Origin of the sequence: Paenibacillus sp. MMS18-CY102, assembly GCF_009789195.1 — a bacterium.
Classification (GTDB): domain Bacteria; phylum Bacillota; class Bacilli; order Paenibacillales; family Paenibacillaceae; genus Paenibacillus_T.
Window position 1 is genome coordinate 39751 of sequence record NZ_WSTC01000025.1, and the last position, 21668, is coordinate 61418.

The following is a 21668-nucleotide window of genomic DNA, read 5'->3' on the forward strand; positions in this document are numbered from 1 at the left end:
TGTGGGTAATGGAACGTATCGGAGGGATGCCCAAATGATCGATATTCGCAAAGCAGCATCAATATTTAGCCAAGACGCAGGGTGGCTGGAGAGCCGGCATCATTTCTCATTCGGGAGTTATTATGAGGAAGATAATCGGTTTTTCGGCCCTTTGTGCGTATTTAACCATGATATTATTGCGGGGAATCGCGGGTTCGGCGCCCATCCGCATCGGGAGATGGAGATTGTATCGGTTGTGCTGCGCGGCGAGCTTCAGCATGAAGACAGCTCCGGCCATAAGGCCGTAACGGCATTCGGAGGCATTCAGAGGATGAGTGCGGGCACGGGCATTATTCATTCCGAGATTAATCCGGGCGATGAACCGGTGGAGTTAATGCAAATTTGGTTCATTCCGGCTAACAGCAGATTGGAGCCATCGTACGAAACCTCGCATTATGATCCAGAAGCGCTTTATGGGGGCTGGCTGCCTGTTGTAACGCCAACGGGAGGCGCTCATGCTGCGGCGATTCATCAGGATGTAACGATTTATTTGGCCAAACTGCATGCGGGCACAGAAACGGCATTCGAAGCGGAAGCTGGCAGGCTGCAATATCTGTACATGATGGATGGCACCGCCAAGCTGAATGGCGAGCATGAGCTAGAGCAAGGCGATACTGTCCGATTGACGTCGGAGACGGCAATTCGGCTTGAAGCGAATGAGAATGTTAGTGCAGGTGCCAATGGGATCGTATTTGCCCTATTGATCGACATGACGGCGGAACCACAGGGAGGCGATATCGGATGACGCAGCCACAGCAGCCATCGCAACGCATGCAAAGCGAGCTTCGCCCTGGGCGCATATCGCCGCCGCCAGTGGGATCGAAGGCATTAATTAAACTGGCTATCGGCAGATTGCTGATTGATACGTTATCCGCTGGACTGCCTTTCGATGTGCGGGAAGCGGAAGGGCGCTGGACGATTGCCGTAACGGGCGTTGAGCCGGAACAAGCAGCCTACATTGCGGCGAATGCAGCGCATTTGAACCTGTTTTATTTTGAAGCATTGTCCGAGCGTGAAGGGGATGTGCAAAAATTTTGGATGTATGACGAGCATCAGCCGCATGTCCATTATGAGCAAAGCACGCGGGTTTTATCGTTAACGGTCGGTTCATTCATGTCCTATTCGAATGAGAAGGTGTAGCGGCTATGGCGAATACGCATACGTATACCCGCCGTGAAGAAGTAGCTAATGCCGTTACGCACGGCTTCGGAGCCGTGTTGAGCGTCGCGGCGCTCGTGCTTTTAATTGTGTTTGCTTCGTTGAAGGGCACGGCAGTTCACGTCGTTAGCTTCACGATCTATGGCTCCTCGATGCTACTCTTGTATGCGGCATCGACACTCGTGCATAGCTTCCCGGAAGGGAAAGCGAAGAACGTGTTCGAGGTGCTGGACCACTCCTTTATTTATGTGTTTATCGCGGGCACCTATACGCCGATTTTGTTCCATATTGTACAAGGGACGCTCGGCTGGGCGCTATTCGGGATTGTGTGGGGCGTTGCAGTAGCAGGCGTTGTGTTCAAATCGTTCTTCGCCTCCAAGTTTCTGTTCACCTCTACGCTGCTGTATATCGCGATGGGATGGACTATCGTATTTGCTTGGGGGCCGCTTGTTGAAGGGCTTGCTCCCGGCGGGCTAAGGCTGCTCGTTACGGGAGGCGTCCTCTACACAATGGGCACTGTCTTTTACATGTGGCGGAGCTTCCCCTATCATCATGCGGTCTGGCATTTGTTCGTGCTGGGCGGCTCGATCGTCCACTTCTTCGCGATTCTTCTTTATATTTTGTGACAAATAAGATGGCACGAAAAGCGCGGGGCAGTGTTTTGAGATCCGCTGGGCCATAATAAAGGAGCTGTCTTAAACGCCAATGCTAATAGGCGTTTAGGACAGCTTTTTCTTTTGTTCGCCGGCTTCGCTGAAGGGAAGAGCTTCCTCTCGGAAGTGCGTGCTACTCACTCTCAACGGATGTTGTGATGCGCCGCATGAGGAGGATAAGTGGGACCGAACTTTTTCATTTATTGTCCTTGCCCAAAACAGAGAAAGCATCCTTTTTTATTTCACCGTATGCAATGGCGCCTTCTCACTTCCGCATTCCGCCTGCACGCACCGATGCCACCTTGATGAAGACACCACTCGCTGCTGTAAGGCTAAACGGGATCAGGTAAACATTTTGAGCATTACAATTTACTCTGCTTCCACAGGCGTTACTGCGTAATGAAGCTCGGAAGCGAGCTCATCGGCATATGCCTGCTTCACTTGCTCGCTCCAGCCGAATTGCTCGCCCATGTAAGAGAGGACAACATCCTTCCACTTTAGAACGGTTGAACGGTCGAAGAGCAGGGCGCCTGTGCGGCGAATCCAGAAGTCGGCTGGCTTCACGGCCATCTCGTAATGAATGGCATAAACAAGCTCAGCCATAAGGGCAAGCGGAATGCCGCTGGTTGCCGCATCTTCCTTGTAATCGGCCGCCAGCACGAATAGCTTCGGCGCATTGGAGCCGTACCGCCGAGCGATTCGTTCCGTTTCTTGCGCGGACAGCCCAGCGCCAGCGCCTGTCTCTCGCATGGACGCAATGAATGCCGGGAATTGGGCGGAGCCCCCGACGTCGCCACCGGATAACGGCAAGTGCTTCGTCATGCTCGGCCCGAATGTGCCAATGCCTTCGGCCTCCAGCTGGGAGGCGGCGCGGTTGACGACCGTTTCGGCCATTTTGCGATAGCCCGTCAGCTTGCCGCCAGCCATCGACAGCAAACCGGATGCCGATTGGAAAACCTCATCCCGGCGTGAAATTTCGGACGGGTCCTTGCCTTCCTGGTGAATGAGCGGGCGCAGGCCAGCCCAGCTGGACTCGACGTCCTGCGCGGTAAGCTTAAGCGTAGGGAACATGCCGTTGGCAGCGTTCAGAATGTACGCGAGATCTTTCTTCGTCATGCGTGGATGCACTTTATCCGCTTTGTAATTCGTATCGGTCGTCCCAATGTACGTCTTGCCGTCACGCGGAATTGCGAACACCATCCGCTTGTCAGGCGTATCAAAGTAAATCGCTTGGCGAAGCGGGAACCGGGACTGGTCGAACACGAGATGGACGCCTTTGGTGAGATGCAGCGTTTTGCCTTGCTTGGAGCCGTCCGCTTCGCGAAGCGTATCAACCCACGGGCCTGCAGCGTTAATGATCTTGGCAGCCCGCACTTCCGCCGTGGCGCCAGTCAGCAGGTCGGTGACGCGAACGCCGTTTATTTTGCCAGATGCATCGTATAGGAATGATTCGGCTTTGACATAAGGCATGGCCAATGCGCCAGCTTCAACCGATTTCTTCATGGTTTCAATCGTCAATCGCGCGTCATCCGTGCGGTATTCGACGTAGTAGCCGCCGCCCTTCAGGTTCGTGCGATTGAGCAGCGGCTCGCGCTCGGCAGTAGCGGCAGTGCTGAGCATCTTGCGGCGCTCCTTCTTCTTCACGCCGGCTAAGAAGTCGTATACGCGAAGCCCGAGCGACGTTGAGAAGCGGCCGAAGGTGCCCCCTTTGTAGAAGGGCAAGAGCATCCATTCGGGCGTCGTAATGTGCGGACCGTTCTCATAGACGATGGCGCGTTCCTTGCCGACCTCGGCTACGACACCGATCTCAAGCTGCTTCAAGTAGCGAAGCCCGCCGTGGACTAGCTTAGTCGAGCGGCTGGACGTGCCCGCAGCGAAGTCCTGCATATCGATTACAGCGGTACGGATGCCTCTGGTCTGTGCATCAAGCGCTATGCCTGCTCCCGTAATGCCGCCTCCGATGACGAGCAGCTCGAACGTTTGGTTTTGCAGCCGCTCGAATTGGCTGCTCCGTTGAAGCGCGCTCCAAGTGCCTGGTTTCGTGTTTATATCGTTAGTCGTAATGGATGGCATATCGTTTCGCTCCTTCGTTTATAGCTTGCACAGGAATGCCCTGAATACTGCAGAAACAAAAAAACCGCGAACACCCGCCGCTCTGCTATGAAAGCAGAACAGCGGGCATACGCGGTTTCTCCAGGTCTCCAACCGGTTCATTAACTTGTAACGACAGTATAGCACAAATCACGCGAGTGGTGCATGGCATTTATGCCCAGCTTGCTTACCTGAACGCCTGAGCTGCCTTAACGGCTTTACGCCAGCCCGAATAGAGGGAGCCTCTAGTGGCCTCATCCATCGCTGGATCGAATACGCGCTCCGTGTTGCCAAGCGAAGCAAGCTGCTCCTTGCTGGACCAATAGCCGACTGCGAGCCCAGCGAGATAGGCAGCGCCAAGCGCGGTCGCTTCGTTAACGGCAGGGCGCTCGACTTGCACGCCGAGCAGGTCGCTCTGGAACTGCATGAGCCAGTCGTTGCGGATTGCGCCTCCATCGACGCGAAGCGTATGCAGCGCAATGCCCGAGGATTGCTCCATCGCGGAGAGCACATCCTTCGTCTGGTAAGCAATGGATTCTAACGTAGCGCGGACAAAATGGGCACGTGTTGTGCCGCGCGTCATGCCGAAGGCTGACCCGCGAACCTCGCTGTCCCAATACGGCGAGCCTAGCCCGACGAATGCGGGCACGACGTAGACGCCGCCTGACGAATCCACGCTGCGGGCGAGCGCCTCGGATTCCTCGGCTGTCGAGATGAGCGCCATGCCGTCCCGAAGCCACTGTACGGCAGAACCAGCGACGAATACGCTGCCTTCCAGCGCATATTCGAGCTTGCCATCGATTCCCCAAGCGATCGTCGTCAGCAGCCCTTCATCCGAGAACATCGCTTCGCTGCCCGTGTTCATCAGCATGAAGCAGCCGGTGCCATACGTGGACTTCGCGGAGCCTTTATCAAAGCAAGCGTGTCCGAACATGGCCGCCTGCTGGTCGCCAGCTGCGCCGGCGATTGGGATTGCGTGCCCGAACAACGAGGCATCTGTGCAGCCGTACAGCTCCGATGAGGAGCGTACTTCCGGCAATAAAGAAGCCGGAATCTGCAGCAACGCGAGCAGCTCCTCATCCCAGCGCTGCTCCACAATGTTGTACAGCAGCGTCCGTGACGCATTGGAATAGTCGGTGATATGCTCGGCGCCGCCGGTCAGATTCCAGATGAGCCAGCTGTCGACTGTGCCAAACAGCAGCTCGCCTCGCTCAGCGCGTTCGCGTGCGCCATGGACGTTATCGAGCAGCCATGTGATTTTGGTGCCGGAGAAATAAGGGTCGAGCAACAAGCCTGTCTTGCTGCGGAACAAAGGCTCATGCCCATCCGCTTTCAGCTGCTCGCAGACCGCGGCGGATTGGCGGGACTGCCATACAACGGCGGGGGCGATCGGCTGCCCTGTGGCGCGGTCCCATAGAATGGCCGTTTCCCGCTGATTGGTTATGCCAATTGCTGCGATTTGATCATACCCGATCTCACCTTTAGCAATAGCTTCCGAGATGACAGTGCGGGCAGATTGCCACAGCTGCAGAGGATCCTGCTCGACCCAACCGGGATGGGGAAAGTGGCAGTCGACCAGCATCTGGGCAGAGGCGAACACTGTGCCTTGCTGATCGAATAGAATGGCGCGCGTGCTCGTGGTGCCCTGATCAAGTGCTAATATATAAGTGCGTTTAGGTTCCATGGCTACTCCTCCTGCTTGCGATTGATGAATGGCTTCCACAGCTGGCGGTCGGACGTCGTAACGGCAGCAGCGCCAGCTTCCAGCGCAGCGGCTACGTCCTGCTCCGTTCGGATAAGCCCGCCAGCGAGGGCAGGGATGCCAGTGCGCTCCGCTACCTCGCGGATGATGGGCGGGATGACGCCGGGCAGCACCTCGATATAATCCGGACGGTTCTGTTTGGCCAGCGCGATGCCACGTTCAAGCGCTCCTGTATCAAGAAGAAACATCCTTTGGATGGCGATTAATCCGTTCTGTTTTGTTTTTTGGATAACGGTCGTACGGGTCGAGATAATGCCGGCTGGGCGGATCGATTGGCATAGAAATTCAGCCGCATGCTCATCATGATTAAGCCCGTCGATGAGGTCCGCATGAAGCAGCAGCTTCTTGCCGTGCCTTCCGGCCTCGCTTACGATGCTTTTGAGCTGCCCAAGCTTGCAATCGAGCATGACAATATAGTCATAAGGAGAGGCGAGAAGCGCGTCGAACTCTTTCCAGCCGCGAACGGCTGGCAGGATTGATTGTCCATGAAAAGGCATTGGGAAACCTCCTACAGCTGATGGTTGCGGAACAAACCCGTTTGCATGGAGCAAATCGTACGTAATATTTTTGTAAAAGTAAAGGGTTACACCGAAATCGGGACGTATGGCCGACTGGTACGGATTGCCCGAAGTGGCGTACAATAAGGGAAATACTGCGGCCAGAATGCAGGACAGGCGCGGTGTTGGGCGTTTGCTGCATTTGACAAATGGGCATCAACTTAATATACTTACAAAAAGTAACCACAGTATGCAAAGTAACGGATTTGTTGCTTGCCAAATGGTAACACTATAGACAAAAAGCAGGACGCCGGTGGTATGGGGAGGAGCAATACTCATGCATTCAATTCAGACGGACATTATTTCCATTCTTAAACGCAAAATTACAACGGTGCCAAGTGGCGACAAAAGCATCTACTTGGTCGGTCCGGTCAGGCTGCCTGTCAATCTAGACGGGGAGACCCATATTTTCCAATGGTATTGCTGGCTTCGCTGTGACAGTATTGCTGGGGATTCTTGCAGCGACGAGACCACGACAACCGAGCAAATTATTGCAAGGCTGTCCGCTTCTAATCTGGCGGAGATGCAGCAATCAAGCGTGCTCGTGTATGGCGATTTCGCTGAAGTTCCGGATACACTGATACGTATGCATAGCATTTGCCATACAGGCGATATTTTTGGCAGCAAACGGTGCGATTGCGGCTACCAGCTGAAGCAATCGATGAAGATGATTGTGGCGAATGGCTCGGGCGCATTGTTCTATCTCGCGAACCATGAAGGACGCGGCATTGGCTTATTCAGCAAAGCGATGGCTTACGTGCTTCAGGAAGAAGGCTACGACACGGTCGATGCCAACTTGCAGCTCGGCTTCCAAGATGATATCCGCAGCTACGATGACGCAATTCAAGTGCTCAAGCAACTGCGCTCGAAGCCGGTAACGCTCATTACGAACAACCCGCGGAAGATGGATGCGCTTGTCGCATCAGGCGCGGATGTATCGGGGCGTGTGCCGCTATGGGGCGACGTTTCGGAGTTTAATAAAAAGTATTTGGAGACCAAAGTCATGCGGTCTGGGCATTTTGAAGGGCGTGCAACCGATTAAGGAACAGCACAAAGGACGAGCGGAGACGCTCGTCCTTTGTGCTGTTCGGAAAATCGGGAAGGGCTAGGACAATTCGTCCGGTTCGGTCGGCCGAGGCGGCGGAGACGGGCACCAGCCTAGCGCGCCTTCACATAATGCAGCGGCGAATGCGGGGTCATCTTTGGACAGATTGGCAAAATAGCTGCTCAGCACGTGATTGCCGGAGACGGAGCCCATGCGGAACGAACGTTTCACTTCTGTTTTGACATGCATGTAGTAGAATAACTTCCGTTTTTTGGGCTGCCGGTAGACGAGCGGCGGCAGCAGCGGGACGATGTCGAATTCATTTTGCACGCGCCAATGCTCCTTGATCATGCGATTATAGATGCGGGAAAACTTTGGATCGCCGACACGCGGCGCACCGAAAGTGTATACGGTCGGTTCACGCAAGTCATTGAATGCGGTATCGAGCGCAGCAAGTGTAGCCAGCGCGCCGCCAAGGCTATGTCCGGTAATATAGAGTTTCTTGTCAGGCGAAACATTACGCACCAAGGCCAGCACTTTATCTCGACAACTCATATAGATATCAGTAAATCCTTTATGGGTTAGGCTCGGCGGCTTTACCGGCTTGCACCTGATTTGCTGCGAAATGAAGTCAGACACCCATTCCATCACAGAGCCAGTGCCGCGAAACGCCAATATGGCGGAATGTTCCGATTCAATGAGAAATCCAAAGTATTCGGGCTTGCTTTCATAGGCTTGCGCTTTGATCGTGCCGACCGCCCTGTAGCCGGCGGGCATGAGGAACATGCCGTCCCGGCTTTTGAACTGCACATAGGTTTGTTCGCATACTGCCGCCAAAAAAAGTGCCGTCCGGATATCGAATACGGCCTCTTCGTCCTTGCTAGCCATTGCCGTCTGCGCCTCCGTCCTATCCCAACGATTTTTGTCATGCCAACATGCTCCTTACAGTGTATGTGGGCGGAGGGAGATTCGGAACTGCCGGTTCGGCTATTAACTGCTGGAACGAAAAAGCAGCAGCCTGACGCTAGGGCATCAGGCTGCTTGCTAATAAAAGGTTTATTCATAGACCGCCGTACTTGGGTAATCGTAGAAATGCTCGCCAGGCAGCGAATGCAGGCGGAAGCCTCTCGACGCGTAATCGCGGTCGCTATATTTGGCCACGTACGAGACGTTCGCCGTGTAATAGTCCATGTAGTTCAGCAAGTAAGGCATCTCTCGCAAGACGTTATGCGAATTGCTGGCGGTGCTGTACTCCTTCGGGGCAACTCCATATCCGTCTAAAGAGAATATAGCGGCAGCCGCTTCGTTTGCCCGGAAAAACTTGCGGACAGCATCGCTCGAATAAGTGCCATAATTGATTGGGCTAATGCTCATCAGCTTCACGCCGAGCGTGTTGCGGTACATGAGCGATTTATCCATCTTAGAACGGAATCCGGAGCTGAACACGCTTTTTTGTTCTTGGTTAGGAATATCAACAGGCTGCAACATGCTTTCCAACAGGTAGAGATCGCCGCCGCCTATTGCGGTTTTCTCGCCTTTCGAATTGTACGTGGCATTCACGGCACTGCCCATAATGTCATCGGGCTTCCAAGCATTCATGAACGCCTTCATCGATTGGGCGTGAACGTACTGTACCGCTTGGTTCATCCGCTTGCGCGTAACGCCGTAATCATAGCCTGCGTCATCGAAGAAAATGCCGTCAGCGCCAGTTGTTTTCCAACGAACGGTTTTTTTCTGAATCATGCTCATCGATAGATTATCGGTTGTAACGCCCAGATCGATATAGCCGTAGATATGCACGCTTGGCTTTAGCTTTCGGACTTGTGCGATAATGCTGGCAGTTGAGTTGTGCGCTTCATGTGTCGTTTCTTCCAGGCCGGCGCCGAGTACGATGTAATCATATTCAGCGAATTGAAGCGCAGCCTCCTCGATCGTGCCTGTTTCATTGATTTCGAGCGGGATGCCGTAATAGATCATGAGGCGATACCCAGTGTCGTTGCCCGCGGATACGGGTGTTGTGCTTGTGAGGGCGACTAGCAAGGCGCTGAGCAGAAGCACGCTTTTGAATACTAGCTGTGTCGGTTTGTCTAGGAACTTCATGGCAGTCCTCCTTATGTCGGGCGCCGGCGTTGACCTTAAGTGTACCAATAATTTATGTTATTAATGATAGGTCTCTCGTAGGATAAAATGCAAGCCCACCAACCGCCTATTTCTGTATTCGGGAGTGAGAAATGTAATAATCTAGTGTGAATTCGACGCATTCTTGTAACTTTCTTTGTCTTTATTGTCTATTAGTCTTGTAGGAATAGGGACTATTGTAATAGAATCGAACTATGAATTATTTGTAAATCCATCAAAAGATCGGGAAATTCTGGACTATCTTCTCGAATTGGTCAATTTGCAAATAAATTAGGATATCGGGAGGGATCGATCGTTTTGAAAATCCTCATTACAGGTGGTTGCGGCTTTATCGGCTCAACTGCAGCGGAGCGTTTTCATAAGGAAGGGCATCAGATTTATATTATCGACAATTTATCAGGCGGAGATGTTAGCAACGTAACGGTGCCTCATAAGCTATATCCGCTTAATGTGGAAGACCGTGCATGCGATGTCGTATTTGAGAGCGTACGGCCAGATGTTGTTGTACATTTGGCGGCGCAGGTCGATGTGACGACATCGATGAAAATTCCTCAAGCAGACGCCCAGACGAACATTATGGGGCTCGTAAATATGCTGGAGTGCTCGCGGCGCCATGGCGTGAAGAAGTTCCTCTTCGCTTCTTCAGCGGCCGTATATGGCAATCATGAAGCGGTGCCGCTTGCGGAAACGGTGCAAGGCGAACCGATGTCGCCGTACGGCATTAATAAGAAGCTTGGCGAATACTACTGCACGAAGTGGCAAGAGCTGTACGGCCTTCAGACGCTCGCGTTCCGATTCGCTAACGTATACGGCCCTAAGCAGGGGCGCTCCGGCGAGGGTGGCGTCGTGTCCATTTATATGCAGCGCATGGTAGAGCAACAAGAGCTTGTCGTCTATGGCGACGGCAGCCAAACGCGGGATTTCATTTATGTAGAAGATATTGTGGACGGCTTATACCGGGGTGCGGAGAGCGATTTGACCGGCGTGTATAACTTATCCTGCAATCATGAGATTCGGCTGAACGAGCTGATCGAAACGCTTCAAGAGGTTGGGCATAGCACGAACGTTCGTTATGAGGCTTCGCGTGAAGGCGATATTTACCGTTCAGCGCTGGATAATGCGAGAGTGAAACGGGATTTGGACTGGGTGCCTCTTTATTCACTTAAGGAGGGGCTGGCGAAGACGTACCAATGGTTCCAAGCCAATGCAGCTTCGAACGTAGAGAAGAAGGCAACCGCATCAAGAAGCGAATCAAAGAGCAAATCTCTGGGCCTTCTGAAGAAGCTGCGCCCGTATGGTGAGAATGCGCTCGCTTTCATTGGCCTGTACTTGCTTATGAAGCACGGGTCGAGCTGGATTACAGAGACGAATATTGATTTTAAGCTTATTTATATTTTTATTATTGGTGTGCTGTACGGCAGCAGGCAATCGGTTATCTCGGCTGTGCTCGCTTCCGGGTTATACTTTACAGACAGCCTGCAGAACGGCCGCGAGTGGGTGTCGCTGCTTTATGACCCAGAGGTTTTATTTATTTTGGCTTTATACTTATTTTTCGGGCTTGTTGTTGGATTCGTGTCGGACAAGCATCGGCGTGAAACCGTTGAGATTAGCCAGAAGCTGCAGGTAGAGCAGGAGCGATACGACTTCTTGAACACGGTGTACAAGGATACCCGTTATGTGAAAGACGAGCTTCAGCGCCAATTAATCGGCAGCAAGGACAGCATAGGCCGCATTTATAACATTGTCAAAGAGCTGGAGAGCCACGAGCCAGAGGATGTCGTATCCTCCTCGATTCATGTGCTGGAGCATTTGCTGGAGACGAAGCAGATTTCGATCTACGCCGTGAACCAGACCGATTTCTTGCGGCTAATGATCAAGTCGGGCAATGATGAGCTGCTGCTTCCGAAGACAATTCGGATGTCCGAGCATGGTTGGGTGAAGAAAGTCGTAGAAACGCAGACGATCTTCGTTAATCGGACGATGTCGCCTGACGCTCCGATGATGGCAGCGCCTGTCATTAATAACGGGACCGTTGTATCGATTATATCCATACATGATGTCAATTTTGCTAGATTGAATTTGAACTACCAGAACGTATTCAAAATGACGGTAGAGATGATTTCAAACTCGCTAGCGCGTGCATTCCAATTCGTCGGGGCAACGAGTGCGAACCGTTATGTCGGCGAAACGCCAGTGCTGCAAGAGAACTGGTTCCGCCAAGTCGTGGAGAGCAAGCTGGCTGCCAAGAAGCAGCATAACGCCGAATTCGTTCTGCTTACGATTCAGTCGGATGACGGCCAATCGGTACGCAGTGCGGTAGAGCGCGTTGCAGATACGCTTCGCGAATCGGATTATATTGGAATGATTCGCAACGAATTAGTGCTTCTGCTGAACAATTCCAATGAGGCTGAAGCAGCCATTGTTATTCGCAGGCTAGAGAAGAACGGCATCACGGCACGCGTCATTAGTGGAGAAGAAGCTTATGCTGGATAATGCTTTACTCATTTACTATATCGTTGCTATCGTATACAGTGCTTATCGCCTTATTCGGAGAAATGGTGAATATGCGATTGGAATCTGCCTGACGCTGCTGCTTCCGTTTGGCGGCATTCTGTTGTCTTGGCTGACGGAGACGCTCCGCAGAAGATTTGAACCGAATGCGAATCTGGACCGATTCCAATCACTGACCGAAGTTGAAGAAAATATTCGGGAACGCATCTACCAGCAAGTCGACGTTGAGAAGGAAACGAATATTGTGCCAATGGAAGAAGCGCTTGTCGTGAACGACCATATGACGAGGCGCAGGTTGCTGCTTGATATGCTGAAAGGCGATATCGATGAATATGCTTCGCTTCTCGAACAAGCGGTCAATAACGAGGATACCGAAACGTCTCACTATGCGGTATCGGCAGTATTAGAGATGAAGCGCAAGCTGCAGGTGAAGCTGCAGCAAGCGGCTGTGGAATATGACCGCCAGCCAGACAACTTGGAGAGTGCGGCGAAGTATGCAGGTGCGCTAAGCCAGCTCATTGCGGGCGGATTTATGGACATTCGGACCAAACGCGGCTACTTGTCGTCTTATATCGAAGTGCTCGATAAGATTATGAACGAAGGCTACTATGACGAAACGATGTACCGTAACAAAATAGACTGTGAAATGGAGCTTGGCCAGTACGAACGGGCGATTAAGGATTGCGATAAATTTCGGGAGATGTACCCTACAAGCGAACAAGCATACTTGTCTTCCTTGCGTGTTTATTATGAGTTGAAGAGGCGCGAACGCTTCTTTGGTTTGCTGGAGGAGCTTCGGTCGTTGCCGATCCGTTTGTCGCATGATACGCAGAGCGTACTCCAATACTGGACAGGCAGTGGTGTAGCCGGATGAAGAAAGATAATTTTAAATTAGGCAAACAAATTTATATCATATTGCTATTCATTCTTGTGTTAGGCTTGCTATTGCAGTTGACGCGTTCAGAGGCTTTACTGCGCGTAGGCGGCAAGAATGCGCCGCTTGTTGATGCGGAGCAGTTCCCGACGCAGCAAGCGCTAGCGCCTGAAAATGTCGAAGCGCTGAATGAGCCGGTATACGTTATCGTAACGGATGAAAGCAACACGTACAGCCAGCGCATTAGGAGCAATGTAGAGCAGACGCTTACGTATATGAAAAAACCGTACCGGACGGTCAATTACAGCCAGTTTAATGGACCGGGCAGTGAACAAGAACATGTCATTATAACGGTGTCGGCGCTTGATCGCCTGCCGAATAATGAGTGGCTGGAAACGTTCGTGCATGGTGGTGGGCATGTCATGTTCGCGACGGTGCTGGAGCCGGACAATACGTTCTATCGCATCTATCGCAAATTGGGCATTCGGGAAGCTGGCTTCCAAGCCAATACCCAAGGGCTTAACATTAGCAGCGAAGTGTTCGCGAGCAAGGAAGATACGGCGTTTAATACGGATATGATCGAAAATACGGCCATGCAGGTGCGGCTGGACGAAGGCACAGTTATGTTGGCGGATTCGACCGAGCATGTGCCGATTTTATGGCAGCAGCCATATGGCGATGGCGAATTTGTCCTTTTGAACGGAACGATGCTTCAGGAGAAGTCGAGCCGCGGATTTACGGCAGCAAGCATTAGCTTGATGGATAAGGACTTTATTTATCCGATTCTTAACGCCAAGCTGATGTATATCGATGATTTCCCGGCGCCGTTTAAGCAGGATATGTTGCCTGATTATAAGCGCACTTACAATCGGTTTATTAAAGAAATTTGGTGGCCAGACATGGTGCGTGTTGCAGCTATGTATGGTTACAAATTTACAGGTGTCGCAATCGAAACCTATGCGGATAAGGTGAATGGGCCATTCACAGAGGAGGATAGCTCTCCCAAAGACTTAATCATGTATGGCCGTGATGTGCTGAAAAGCGGAGGCGAGATCGGCATTCATGGTTATAATCACGAATCGCTTGTGACCGATCACAAGATTAGCAATAAGTTCGGCTATAACGCTTGGCCATCCGCCCAGGAGATGGCGGAATCGGTAAAGGCTGTGACTGTTTTCGTGAATGATGTATTTCCTAACTACGAGCTTCGAACGTATGTCCCGCCATCTAACGTATTAGGCGCAGACGGACGGGAAGCGCTCAAAGCAGGCTGGCCAGGGTTGCGTACGATTTCGTCGATGTATAGTGAAGATTTGGAGAGCGCTTCTTACGTGCAGGAGTTTGAAATCGCTAAGGACGGAATTGCAGAGTTGCCACGGGTGACATCTGGCTTTGTATACGATGAGTTTGAGAAGTGGGCCTCGATGAATGCGATCGGAACCCTCGGCGTGTTCTCGCACTTTGTTCACCCGGATGATGTGATCGCCCCAGACCGGAACCAGAATAAAACATGGGATCAGCTCTATCGCGAATTCACCGAGTATTTAAAGGATACCAATGACCAATTCAGCTGGCTGCGCCCGATGACGGCAACGGAAGCAACCAATGAGCTGGTGCGGTATGCCGACAGCGATCCGCATTTCCAGCAGACAGCCGATGGCATCCAAGGATATATTAATGGCTACACCGATGGTGACTTCTATTACCTGCTCCGCAGCGACAAGAAAGTAACGAAGCTAGAGCACGCCGAGGTAACGCGACTGAACGGGCATATGTATCTTGTCAAAGCGACAGCGAAACAATTTAAGATCGGATTGGATGGATAACGATGAAAATTTGTATCGTCGCGGAAGGGTCTTACCCTTACGTTACCGGCGGGGTATCGAGCTGGATACACGCGCTGCTGCGGAGCATGCCCGAGCATTCGTTCGTTATCTATGCGATTGCAGCAGAAGAAGAACAAAAGGGGAAATTCAAGTATGAATTGCCCTCTAACGTGACGGAAGTGCGCGAGTTTTTCATGGACTCCTATTTGAAGGAGGAAGGCCGCTGGGGAGCGCGCTCCAAGCTGGCCCGCGAAGATGCGAATGCGATCAAGTCGCTCATCGGTGGAGATGAGAACGCGGATTGGCAGCATATTTTCGAAGCGATGCTTAACAAGAAGCTGGGCGACGCTGCGACCTTCCTGATGAGCCGGGATTATTACGACATCCTAAGCGGGCTGTGCGAAGAGAAGTTCAGCCAAGTGCCGTTCACGGAGATGTTCTGGACGGTTCGTTCGATGATTATGCCGCTCTTCATGACGGTACGCAACTCGCTGCCAGAGGCGGATCTGTACCATTCCGTGTCTACAGGTTATGCGGGCGTTATTGCTTCACTAGGCAAGCACATCTACAACAAGCCGATGGTGCTGACGGAACACGGCATTTATTCACGGGAACGCGAGGAAGAGATCATTAAGTCCGATTGGGTTAAGGGCAGCTTCAAGGACCTGTGGATCCAATACTTCTATACATTGTCAAAGTGCGCCTATCAATATGCAGACGAAGTCGTCACTTTGTTTAATCGGAATAAAGAAATCGAGATCGAACTCGGTTGCCCAGAAGAGAAAATCAGCATCGTCCCTAATGGGGTGAATGCTGCAGACTTCGATAACTTGCCTAGCAAGGCGGAGGGAGCGCCGCTCCGCATTGGTGCGCTCGTTCGCGTCGTTCCGATCAAAGATATTAAGACGATGATTCAAAGCTTCCAGCTTGTGAAGCGTGAGGTGCCAAGCGCAACATTCCACATCATGGGCCCGTATGAAGAAGACCGTGAATATTACGAGGAATGTTTGGCGTTAATCGAAGCGTTCGGGCTTCAAGACGTGGAATTTACGGGCAACGTTGATATCAAACAGTATGTGGGCACCATGGACCTGCTAGTGCTGACAAGCATTAGCGAAGGGCAGCCGCTGGCTGTGCTGGAGGGATTGGCGGCGAGCAAGCCTTTCGTAACGACAGATGTCGGCAGCTGCAAGGAATTGCTGTACGGCGTTGACGATCCTTATGGCCAAGCTGGATTCGTCGTGCCCGTTATGAATGCCGAGCAAATTAGCCGATCAATCGTTACGTTATGCAAGAATGAACGGATGCGCAATGAAATGGGCAGCAATGGCCGCCGCCGAGTGGAAGCTTTGTATACACGTGACCGGTTTATTGACAGCTACAAAGCATTGTACAACCAGCTTGAGGGGAGGAAATAAGCGATGGCAGGTATTGGTTTTGAACTAAAACGGATGTATGCCAAGGATGGCTTGGTTAACAAAATCAAGGCATTCACGTATTCCTCGCTCGTTACGATTGGCCCGATGCTCACCTGTATGCTTCTGGTCGTTGCTGTACAATGGATGCAGCTGCGATATGAGGTTTCGTTCGTTGACCGGGAGCTGTTTCAAGCATCGATCGTCTACGCGTTTATATTCTCTTACATTATCAGCAATGTATTGACGCTCTATTTGACACGGTCTGTCTCGGACTTTATTTACCAGAAAAAGTATGAAGCCGTGCTTCCGTCATTCTACGGCAGCTTGAAGATTGGGCTGCTGCTCGGCGCTGTGCCGGCCCTGCTGTTCCTAGGCTTCTCCCCGCTTAGCCTGACTTACAAGGCTTCGCTGCTGCTCTTGTTTATGACCCTTATCGTAATCTGGTTTGAGGTGGTTTACTTATCCGCGATGAAAAACTATCGCCGGATTGGCCTCTCCTTCCTAGGTGGTGCACTGCTCGCGATTGGGCTGTCATGGGTGCTGTTGAAGTACGCAGGCTTGAAGGATGCGGGGACGGTGCTGCTGGCAGTAGACGCAGGCTTTATGCTTACGGCAGCGGCGCTGCTCGTTCAGATTGAACGGTTTTTCCGTCTGCCAACCAGGCAATCGGACTATACCTTCTTAGCTTACTTAACGCGGTATCCATCACTGATTCTGATCGGGGCATTAACGGCAATTGGGCTGTATTCCCATCAGTTTGTCCAATGGTTAGGTGACTCGGGCGTTGTTGTGGCAGATGCGTTTCTGATGTCGCCATCATACGATTTGGCTGTATACTACGCCTTCATGTCGGCGATTCCATCGTTAATTATGTTCGTCGTCTCACTCGAAACGAACTTATATCCGAAGTATCGCCATTATTATGATCTTGTGCTTCACGGGGGATCGCTCGGCGATATCAACCGCGCACGCGGGCAAATGTTCCAAGTGCTGACGCAACAGATTTCGCTGCTCATGGGCGTACAGCTGTTCTTTTCGATCATTTCGGTTGCGCTGGGCATTCGGTTCCTGCCGCTTGTAGGCTTTAGCGCTTCCCAAATTGAGCTGTACAACATACTTGTAATCGGATTTTTTGCTTATATCATCTATACGGTCGTCACGCTAGTTCTGCTTTACTTCGATGACCGTAAAGGCGTGCTGTGGCTGGCTGTGTTGTTCTTGGCTTGCAATACAGGGTTTGCTGTAGTGTCCGTTCTGTACGACAGCCAAGGCTTCTCGTTCTTCGCAGCCGCATTCCTATCCTTGGTTGCTGCGCTGGGCCGATTGATGCATGTGCTCAATCATATTAACTACTATACATTTAGCGCGCAGCCAGTCATTCATAGGGAGAAAACGAATCGGTTCTCGAAACTGCTGCATGCAGCGCCAAAGCGGATGAGCCGGTTGGATTAAGAAGGATCGCAAGGAGGCAATAGATTTGATTAGACATAAATATTGGATTGCATTCGTTCTTTTAGGCTCCTTGTTAGCAGGCTGCAGCGCAAGCGACGAGGCTGGGGAAAGCGATGGCAGCCCATCGGGAGTCGTTTCGAAAGGCGATCTAACCCTATCTTACGGAGTGGATAAGCTGACGGAGAATCGGCACATCTATGATAATGATAAAGTCGATTCAGTAACATCTTTTTACGTAACCATTACAGACGACAACCTGACCAGTGAGCATCCATTAACCTGGAGCAAGCTTAACAGCATTCAGTATCCTGTGGACAACACAGATGATAAGAAAGTGAATGTGCTCGTCCAAGAAGGCGATGAGTCGGGAATCATCAGCAGTGTAGGCAAGCTCGGATATGGTGAGGATCACGCCAATGCAGAGATATCCCTTCGTGGGAAATCATCGTTGAACTCGAACCAGAAGTCTTACAAAATTAAACTGTTCGACGATGCTGGCGTATGGCGCAACCAGACATCCATTAACTTGCTGAAGCACGAATTCGACTTCACGCGGGTGAGGAACCGGTTGAGTTTTGATTATTTCAAAATGATTCCTAATATGACCAGCTACCATATGCAGTTCGTTCATCTATACGTGAAAGACTTGACGAGCGGGGCGAAGGCTCCAGCGTTTACGGATTATGGGCTGTATGAGCAGATCGAGCAGCCGAACAAGCGGTTTCTGCGCTCCCATGGCCTCGATCCGAATGGCCAGTTGTATAAAGCGGAGAATTTCGAGTTTTACCGTTACCCTGAGAAGTTGAAGAAAGCGGATGATCCTGCGTATAACAAGGACCTATTCGAAACCGTCATTAGCGTTGAGGGCAACAATGATCATGAGAAGCTGCTTCAGATGCTCGATGAAATGAACAATTTATCGCTCGATTTTGATGAGGTGTTCGACCGGCATTTCGACCGCGACAATTATTTGACGTGGATGGCTTCGAATATTTTGATGGATAACATCGATACGATCACACAAAACTTCTTGCTGTATTCGCCCCAGAATGGAAACAAGTTTTATTTCATTCCTTGGGACTATGACGGCGGATGGGGCTTTAATGAATTTGACCATACGGGCAAACCCGGTGAAGCAAGAGCGCCATGGATGAGGGGGATCTCGAACTACTGGGAGACGACGCTTGCCAGCCGCTTCTTCAAAAACCCGGACAACGTGAAGCAACTGGAAGACAAGGTGGACGAGCTTCGTAAAATTATTACGCCAGCGCAGACCAAGTCGTTTCTGGACAGTTATCGCAGCACCGTGTATCCGTATGTGTCCAAACAGCCGGACTTGACGTATTTGCCAGGCAAGCTTAGCCAGTATGACCAGGAGCTGGACCGCATTGCCGGCTTATCGGAGGTTAATGCCGAGCTGTTCAAGAAGCAGCTGCAGTTGCCGATGCCGTTCTTCATGGGGGAAGTCGCGCACCAGGGTTCAACCTTTACTTTCCATTGGGATGCATCATACGACTTGCAGGGTGACGATTTAACGTATCACTTTATGGTTGCTAAGGAGCCGGCATTCGCGCATCCAATCGAGGAACGCAAGAATGAAAAAAGCTCCACTGTATTGTTAGAAGGGCTAGGCAAAGGGCGTTACTTCTGGAAAGTGGTCGCGCAGGATAGCCAAGGAAATGTGATGCCTTCCTTTGATATTTATGAAGATACCGAGGGCATGAAAAATTACGGCGTTCGCGAGTTTTACGTCGATTAACGGTTGAGGGAGGCGTACGGCGATGGAGTTTGCAGGGAAGAGATTGCGGCACGAGCTCAAGTTTTTTATTCATCATCATGAATATATCGGATTGCGGAACCGGATCGGCACGCTGCTGTCGCTGGACCGCAATTCAGTAGATGCAGAGGGTTATCATATCCGGAGCCTGTATTTTGACAATATGCATGAATCATCCCTGCACGATAAGATGAACGGCATTTTTGCACGGAAAAAATACCGGGTCCGCATCTACAACAAAAGCGACGCCACGATTAAGCTGGAGCGCAAAAGCAAGTATAACGACATGGTAGCCAAAGAATCGGCATCACTGACACGTGAACAGTTCGAGCTGCTGCGAGATGGCAATTATTCGTTCCTGAAAGCGAGCGGCCATCCGCTTATGAACGATTTTTATACCGATCTCGTGACAGGTGCGATGAAGCCATCGGTCATCGTCGATTATGTGAGGGAAGCGTATATTTACCCAACCAGCGATGTCCGGATTACGTTCGACAAGCAGCTGGAGGCTAGCTTGCAGTCGTTTGATATTTTTGACCAGGATCTTGTGACAGCAGGGACAATCGAGGGTCCGCGCACGATTTTGGAAGTAAAGTATGATGCGTTCTTGCCTACTATGATTCGGGATTTGCTTCAGCTGTCATCGCATAATCGGTCCAGCATTTCGAAATACGGGATATGCAAAGAGAAACGCAAAACGTTCGCGCAATGATTTCTAGGCTTGGAAGGGGATTCGCTTGAATGGAAGATACGCTGAATTTTAAAGATATTTTCAAGAAAAGCATGCTAGAGCTCGATGCCTTCAAAAACGTATCGTGGGTCGAGATATTCTGGGGATTGCTCATTTCATTCGTGCTTGGCATGTTTATCTATTTTGTTTATCAACGCTGCTTCCGCGGGGTTGTGTATAGCCATAACTACAATGTTTCATTCGTTCTTATGACGCTTATTACGACGTTAATTATTATGACGATCAGCACGAACATCGTATTGTCGCTAGGCATGGTCGGCGCGCTTAGTATCGTCCGGTTCCGGACGGCAGTCAAGGACCCGCTCGATATCGTCTATATGTTCTGGGCGATTTCCGTTGGTATCGCAACGGGTGCGAAGCTATATCCGATTGCGATCTTCGGTTCGCTCTTTATTGCGCTTGTCATATTCCTGCTATCCCGCCGCAAAGTGAAGACCGCACCATTCCTGCTCATTCTCCATTATGAGGAAGCGTTAGCGGATGAGGCGATCAAGACGGCGCTGCGCAAAATGAAGTTCACGCTCAAATCGAAGACGATTCGCAAACAAATGACGGAGCTCACCGTAGAGCTTCGCATTAATGCGGATAACACGGCATTCGTCCAGGCTATATCCGAAATTCCTGGCGTTGCGGATGTTGCGTTAGTAAGCTATAACGGCGATTATGCGCCGTAAGCTGCATGCATAATTAGGGCGCTTCCCTCGGGAGGGCTGCTGTTGCACTTGGCTGTCGAGATTTCTCGACAGCTTTTTTACGTCTAGAGGGGGCAGAAGGGCGTGCGATTTAACGATTCGTTCACAAGGTTCTTAATGTAGTTTTAAGAAAAGACCGTTATAATTAAAGTAACTGTATAAAATTAGAGCCGGGGGGATAATGAAATGGGACAAGCAGCAAACCGTGTGGACCGCAAGGATATGCGTTCGCGCAGCAAGCAGCGCCAGAAAAATATGCAGAAGCTCATGTGGATAACAGGTGGCGTTCTGCTCATTGCACTTATTGTGGCTGTTGCATTCCTAAAACCAGAAGATAAAAAGGCCGATCCAGATGCGTTCGATTATAACGCAATGGCGACGCTTGGAAGCAAGGATGCGAAGGTTAAGATTGTTGAGTTCGGGGACTTCAAGTGCCCAGCATGCCGAGTGTTCAGCCAAGACGTAGAGCCGAAGCTCAAGTCGGAATACATCGATAAAGGCCTCGTATCGTTATCGTTTATGAACTATCCGTTTATCGGCCAGGATTCGCGTACGGCTGCGCTTGCCGGCCTTTCCGTATACCATCAGAATAACGATGCTTTCTGGAAATATTACGATGCGCTCTACAAGTATCAACCGGATGAAAGACAAATTTGGGCGACAACCGATTATCTCATCCAATTGGCGCAAAGCGAGAAGCTTGGCATTGACTTCGACAAGCTCCGCAGCGATATCGAGAACGAGACGTATGCCGATCAACTGACCGACCAAATGTCGCGCGTCAAACCGCTGGGCGTAACCGGCACGCCGACGCTCTTCGTGAACGGTACGATGGTCGGCGGCAAGGACGCTATGAATTATGACGCGGTAAAAGCTGCTGTCGATAAGGCACTCGCAGAGGCGGAGGAGGCTGGCAAGTAACC

The 21668-nt window shown here is 51.2% G+C and carries 18 protein-coding genes; 13 read left to right on the plus strand and 5 right to left on the minus strand.

Annotation, left to right across the window (positions count from 1 at the left end; all coding sequences use genetic code 11):
* The first annotated feature begins 34 nt into the window (after window positions 1–34).
* From GON22_RS18165 to trhA, 3 genes are read left to right on the plus strand one after another with little or no spacing between them, the layout of a single operon-like run.
* Entirely contained in the window at window positions 35–784 is a 750-nt protein-coding gene (locus GON22_RS18165) for a pirin family protein (protein WP_160397530.1), read from the plus strand.
* The gene (locus GON22_RS18170; protein ID WP_160397531.1) at window positions 781–1179 is read left to right on the plus strand and encodes a hypothetical protein; all 399 of its coding nucleotides are present in this window, start codon (window positions 781–783) and stop codon (window positions 1177–1179) included. Before GON22_RS18165 ends, GON22_RS18170 begins: the two co-directional genes overlap by 4 nt.
* 5 nt (window positions 1180–1184) lie before the next feature.
* Window positions 1185–1823: a PAQR family membrane homeostasis protein TrhA gene (gene trhA, locus GON22_RS18175; protein ID WP_160397532.1), complete on the plus strand. Its 639-nt coding sequence runs from the start codon at window positions 1185–1187 to the stop codon at window positions 1821–1823.
* A 396-nt stretch (window positions 1824–2219) separates the two neighbouring features.
* Here the strand turns inward: trhA and GON22_RS18180 are convergent, their stop codons facing one another.
* The 3 genes from GON22_RS18180 to GON22_RS18190 all read right to left on the minus strand — a co-directional run bounded on the left by GON22_RS18180 (window position 2220) and on the right by GON22_RS18190 (window position 6200).
* Complete coding sequence (locus GON22_RS18180; RefSeq protein ID WP_160397533.1) at window positions 2220–3923, minus strand: glycerol-3-phosphate dehydrogenase/oxidase; 1704 nt, start codon at window positions 3921–3923, stop codon at window positions 2220–2222.
* Window positions 3924–4128: 205 nt separating this feature from the next.
* Complete coding sequence (gene glpK, locus GON22_RS18185; protein ID WP_160397534.1) at window positions 4129–5625, minus strand: glycerol kinase GlpK; 1497 nt, start codon at window positions 5623–5625, stop codon at window positions 4129–4131.
* Window positions 5626–5627: 2 nt separating this feature from the next.
* Window positions 5628–6200, minus strand: a complete 573-nt coding sequence (locus GON22_RS18190) for a glycerol-3-phosphate responsive antiterminator (RefSeq protein WP_160397535.1) — start codon at window positions 6198–6200, stop codon at window positions 5628–5630.
* Between the two features lie 337 nt (window positions 6201–6537).
* On the opposite strand from GON22_RS18190, the gene GON22_RS18195 reads away from it, so the two are divergent.
* On the plus strand, window positions 6538–7302 hold the full coding sequence (locus tag GON22_RS18195) for a GTP cyclohydrolase II (RefSeq protein ID WP_160397536.1): 765 nt from the start codon (window positions 6538–6540) through the stop codon (window positions 7300–7302).
* A gap of 63 nt (window positions 7303–7365) precedes the next feature.
* Here GON22_RS18195 and GON22_RS18200 read toward each other — a convergent pair whose 3' ends face one another.
* Both GON22_RS18200 and GON22_RS18205 read right to left on the minus strand, forming a co-directional pair.
* A complete protein-coding gene (locus GON22_RS18200) occupies window positions 7366–8193 on the minus strand; it encodes a lipase family protein (RefSeq protein ID WP_160397537.1) in 828 nt (275 codons plus the stop codon).
* 168 nt (window positions 8194–8361) lie between these two features.
* On the minus strand, window positions 8362–9405 hold the full coding sequence (locus GON22_RS18205) for a hypothetical protein (protein WP_160397538.1): 1044 nt from the start codon (window positions 9403–9405) through the stop codon (window positions 8362–8364).
* A gap of 336 nt (window positions 9406–9741) precedes the next feature.
* On the opposite strand from GON22_RS18205, the gene GON22_RS18210 reads away from it, so the two are divergent.
* The 9 genes from GON22_RS18210 (at window position 9742) to GON22_RS18250 (ending at window position 21666) form a co-directional block, all read left to right on the plus strand.
* Entirely contained in the window at window positions 9742–11937 is a 2196-nt protein-coding gene (locus GON22_RS18210; RefSeq protein WP_160397539.1) for an NAD-dependent epimerase/dehydratase family protein, read from the plus strand.
* Window positions 11927–12829: a tetratricopeptide repeat protein gene (locus tag GON22_RS18215; protein ID WP_160397540.1), complete on the plus strand. Its 903-nt coding sequence runs from the start codon at window positions 11927–11929 to the stop codon at window positions 12827–12829. The genes GON22_RS18210 and GON22_RS18215 overlap by 11 nt, the downstream gene beginning before the upstream one ends.
* A complete protein-coding gene (locus GON22_RS18220) occupies window positions 12826–14655 on the plus strand; it encodes a DUF2194 domain-containing protein (RefSeq protein WP_160397541.1) in 1830 nt (609 codons plus the stop codon). The genes GON22_RS18215 and GON22_RS18220 overlap by 4 nt, the downstream gene beginning before the upstream one ends.
* 2 nt (window positions 14656–14657) lie before the next feature.
* Window positions 14658–16073, plus strand: coding sequence for a GT4 family glycosyltransferase PelF (pelF, locus tag GON22_RS18225; RefSeq protein WP_160397542.1), 1416 nt, complete (start codon window positions 14658–14660; stop codon window positions 16071–16073).
* A gap of 3 nt (window positions 16074–16076) precedes the next feature.
* Entirely contained in the window at window positions 16077–17525 is a 1449-nt protein-coding gene (gene pelG, locus GON22_RS18230; RefSeq protein WP_160397543.1) for an exopolysaccharide Pel transporter PelG, read from the plus strand.
* Window positions 17526–17550: 25 nt separating this feature from the next.
* Window positions 17551–19284, plus strand: coding sequence for a CotH kinase family protein (locus tag GON22_RS18235; protein WP_160397544.1), 1734 nt, complete (start codon window positions 17551–17553; stop codon window positions 19282–19284).
* 22 nt (window positions 19285–19306) lie between these two features.
* A complete protein-coding gene (locus GON22_RS18240) occupies window positions 19307–20014 on the plus strand; it encodes a polyphosphate polymerase domain-containing protein (RefSeq protein WP_160397545.1) in 708 nt (235 codons plus the stop codon).
* Window positions 20015–20043: 29 nt separating this feature from the next.
* A complete protein-coding gene (locus GON22_RS18245; protein ID WP_160397546.1) occupies window positions 20044–20727 on the plus strand; it encodes a DUF4956 domain-containing protein in 684 nt (227 codons plus the stop codon).
* Between the two features lie 204 nt (window positions 20728–20931).
* Window positions 20932–21666, plus strand: a complete 735-nt coding sequence (locus tag GON22_RS18250) for a DsbA family protein (protein WP_160397547.1) — start codon at window positions 20932–20934, stop codon at window positions 21664–21666.
* Window positions 21667–21668: the final 2 nt, after the last annotated feature.

What these genes read in the sequence shown, in the direction of transcription:
- GON22_RS18165 (WP_160397530.1), top strand. Translation starts at nt 35, where the DNA reads ATGATCGATATTCGCAAAGCAGCATCAATATTTAGCCAAGACGCAGGG.
- GON22_RS18170 (WP_160397531.1), top strand. Translation starts at nt 781, where the DNA reads ATGACGCAGCCACAGCAGCCATCGCAACGCATGCAAAGCGAGCTTCGC.
- trhA (WP_160397532.1), top strand. Translation starts at nt 1,185, where the DNA reads ATGGCGAATACGCATACGTATACCCGCCGTGAAGAAGTAGCTAATGCC.
- GON22_RS18180 (WP_160397533.1), bottom strand. Translation starts at nt 3,923, where the DNA reads ATGCCATCCATTACGACTAACGATATAAACACGAAACCAGGCACTTGG.
- glpK (WP_160397534.1), bottom strand. Translation starts at nt 5,625, where the DNA reads ATGGAACCTAAACGCACTTATATATTAGCACTTGATCAGGGCACCACG.
- GON22_RS18190 (WP_160397535.1), bottom strand. Translation starts at nt 6,200, where the DNA reads ATGCCTTTTCATGGACAATCAATCCTGCCAGCCGTTCGCGGCTGGAAA.
- GON22_RS18195 (WP_160397536.1), top strand. Translation starts at nt 6,538, where the DNA reads ATGCATTCAATTCAGACGGACATTATTTCCATTCTTAAACGCAAAATT.
- GON22_RS18200 (WP_160397537.1), bottom strand. Translation starts at nt 8,193, where the DNA reads ATGGCTAGCAAGGACGAAGAGGCCGTATTCGATATCCGGACGGCACTT.
- GON22_RS18205 (WP_160397538.1), bottom strand. Translation starts at nt 9,405, where the DNA reads ATGAAGTTCCTAGACAAACCGACACAGCTAGTATTCAAAAGCGTGCTT.
- GON22_RS18215 (WP_160397540.1), top strand. Translation starts at nt 11,927, where the DNA reads ATGCTGGATAATGCTTTACTCATTTACTATATCGTTGCTATCGTATAC.
- GON22_RS18220 (WP_160397541.1), top strand. Translation starts at nt 12,826, where the DNA reads ATGAAGAAAGATAATTTTAAATTAGGCAAACAAATTTATATCATATTG.
- pelF (WP_160397542.1), top strand. Translation starts at nt 14,658, where the DNA reads ATGAAAATTTGTATCGTCGCGGAAGGGTCTTACCCTTACGTTACCGGC.
- pelG (WP_160397543.1), top strand. Translation starts at nt 16,077, where the DNA reads ATGGCAGGTATTGGTTTTGAACTAAAACGGATGTATGCCAAGGATGGC.
- GON22_RS18240 (WP_160397545.1), top strand. Translation starts at nt 19,307, where the DNA reads ATGGAGTTTGCAGGGAAGAGATTGCGGCACGAGCTCAAGTTTTTTATT.
- GON22_RS18245 (WP_160397546.1), top strand. Translation starts at nt 20,044, where the DNA reads ATGGAAGATACGCTGAATTTTAAAGATATTTTCAAGAAAAGCATGCTA.
- GON22_RS18250 (WP_160397547.1), top strand. Translation starts at nt 20,932, where the DNA reads ATGGGACAAGCAGCAAACCGTGTGGACCGCAAGGATATGCGTTCGCGC.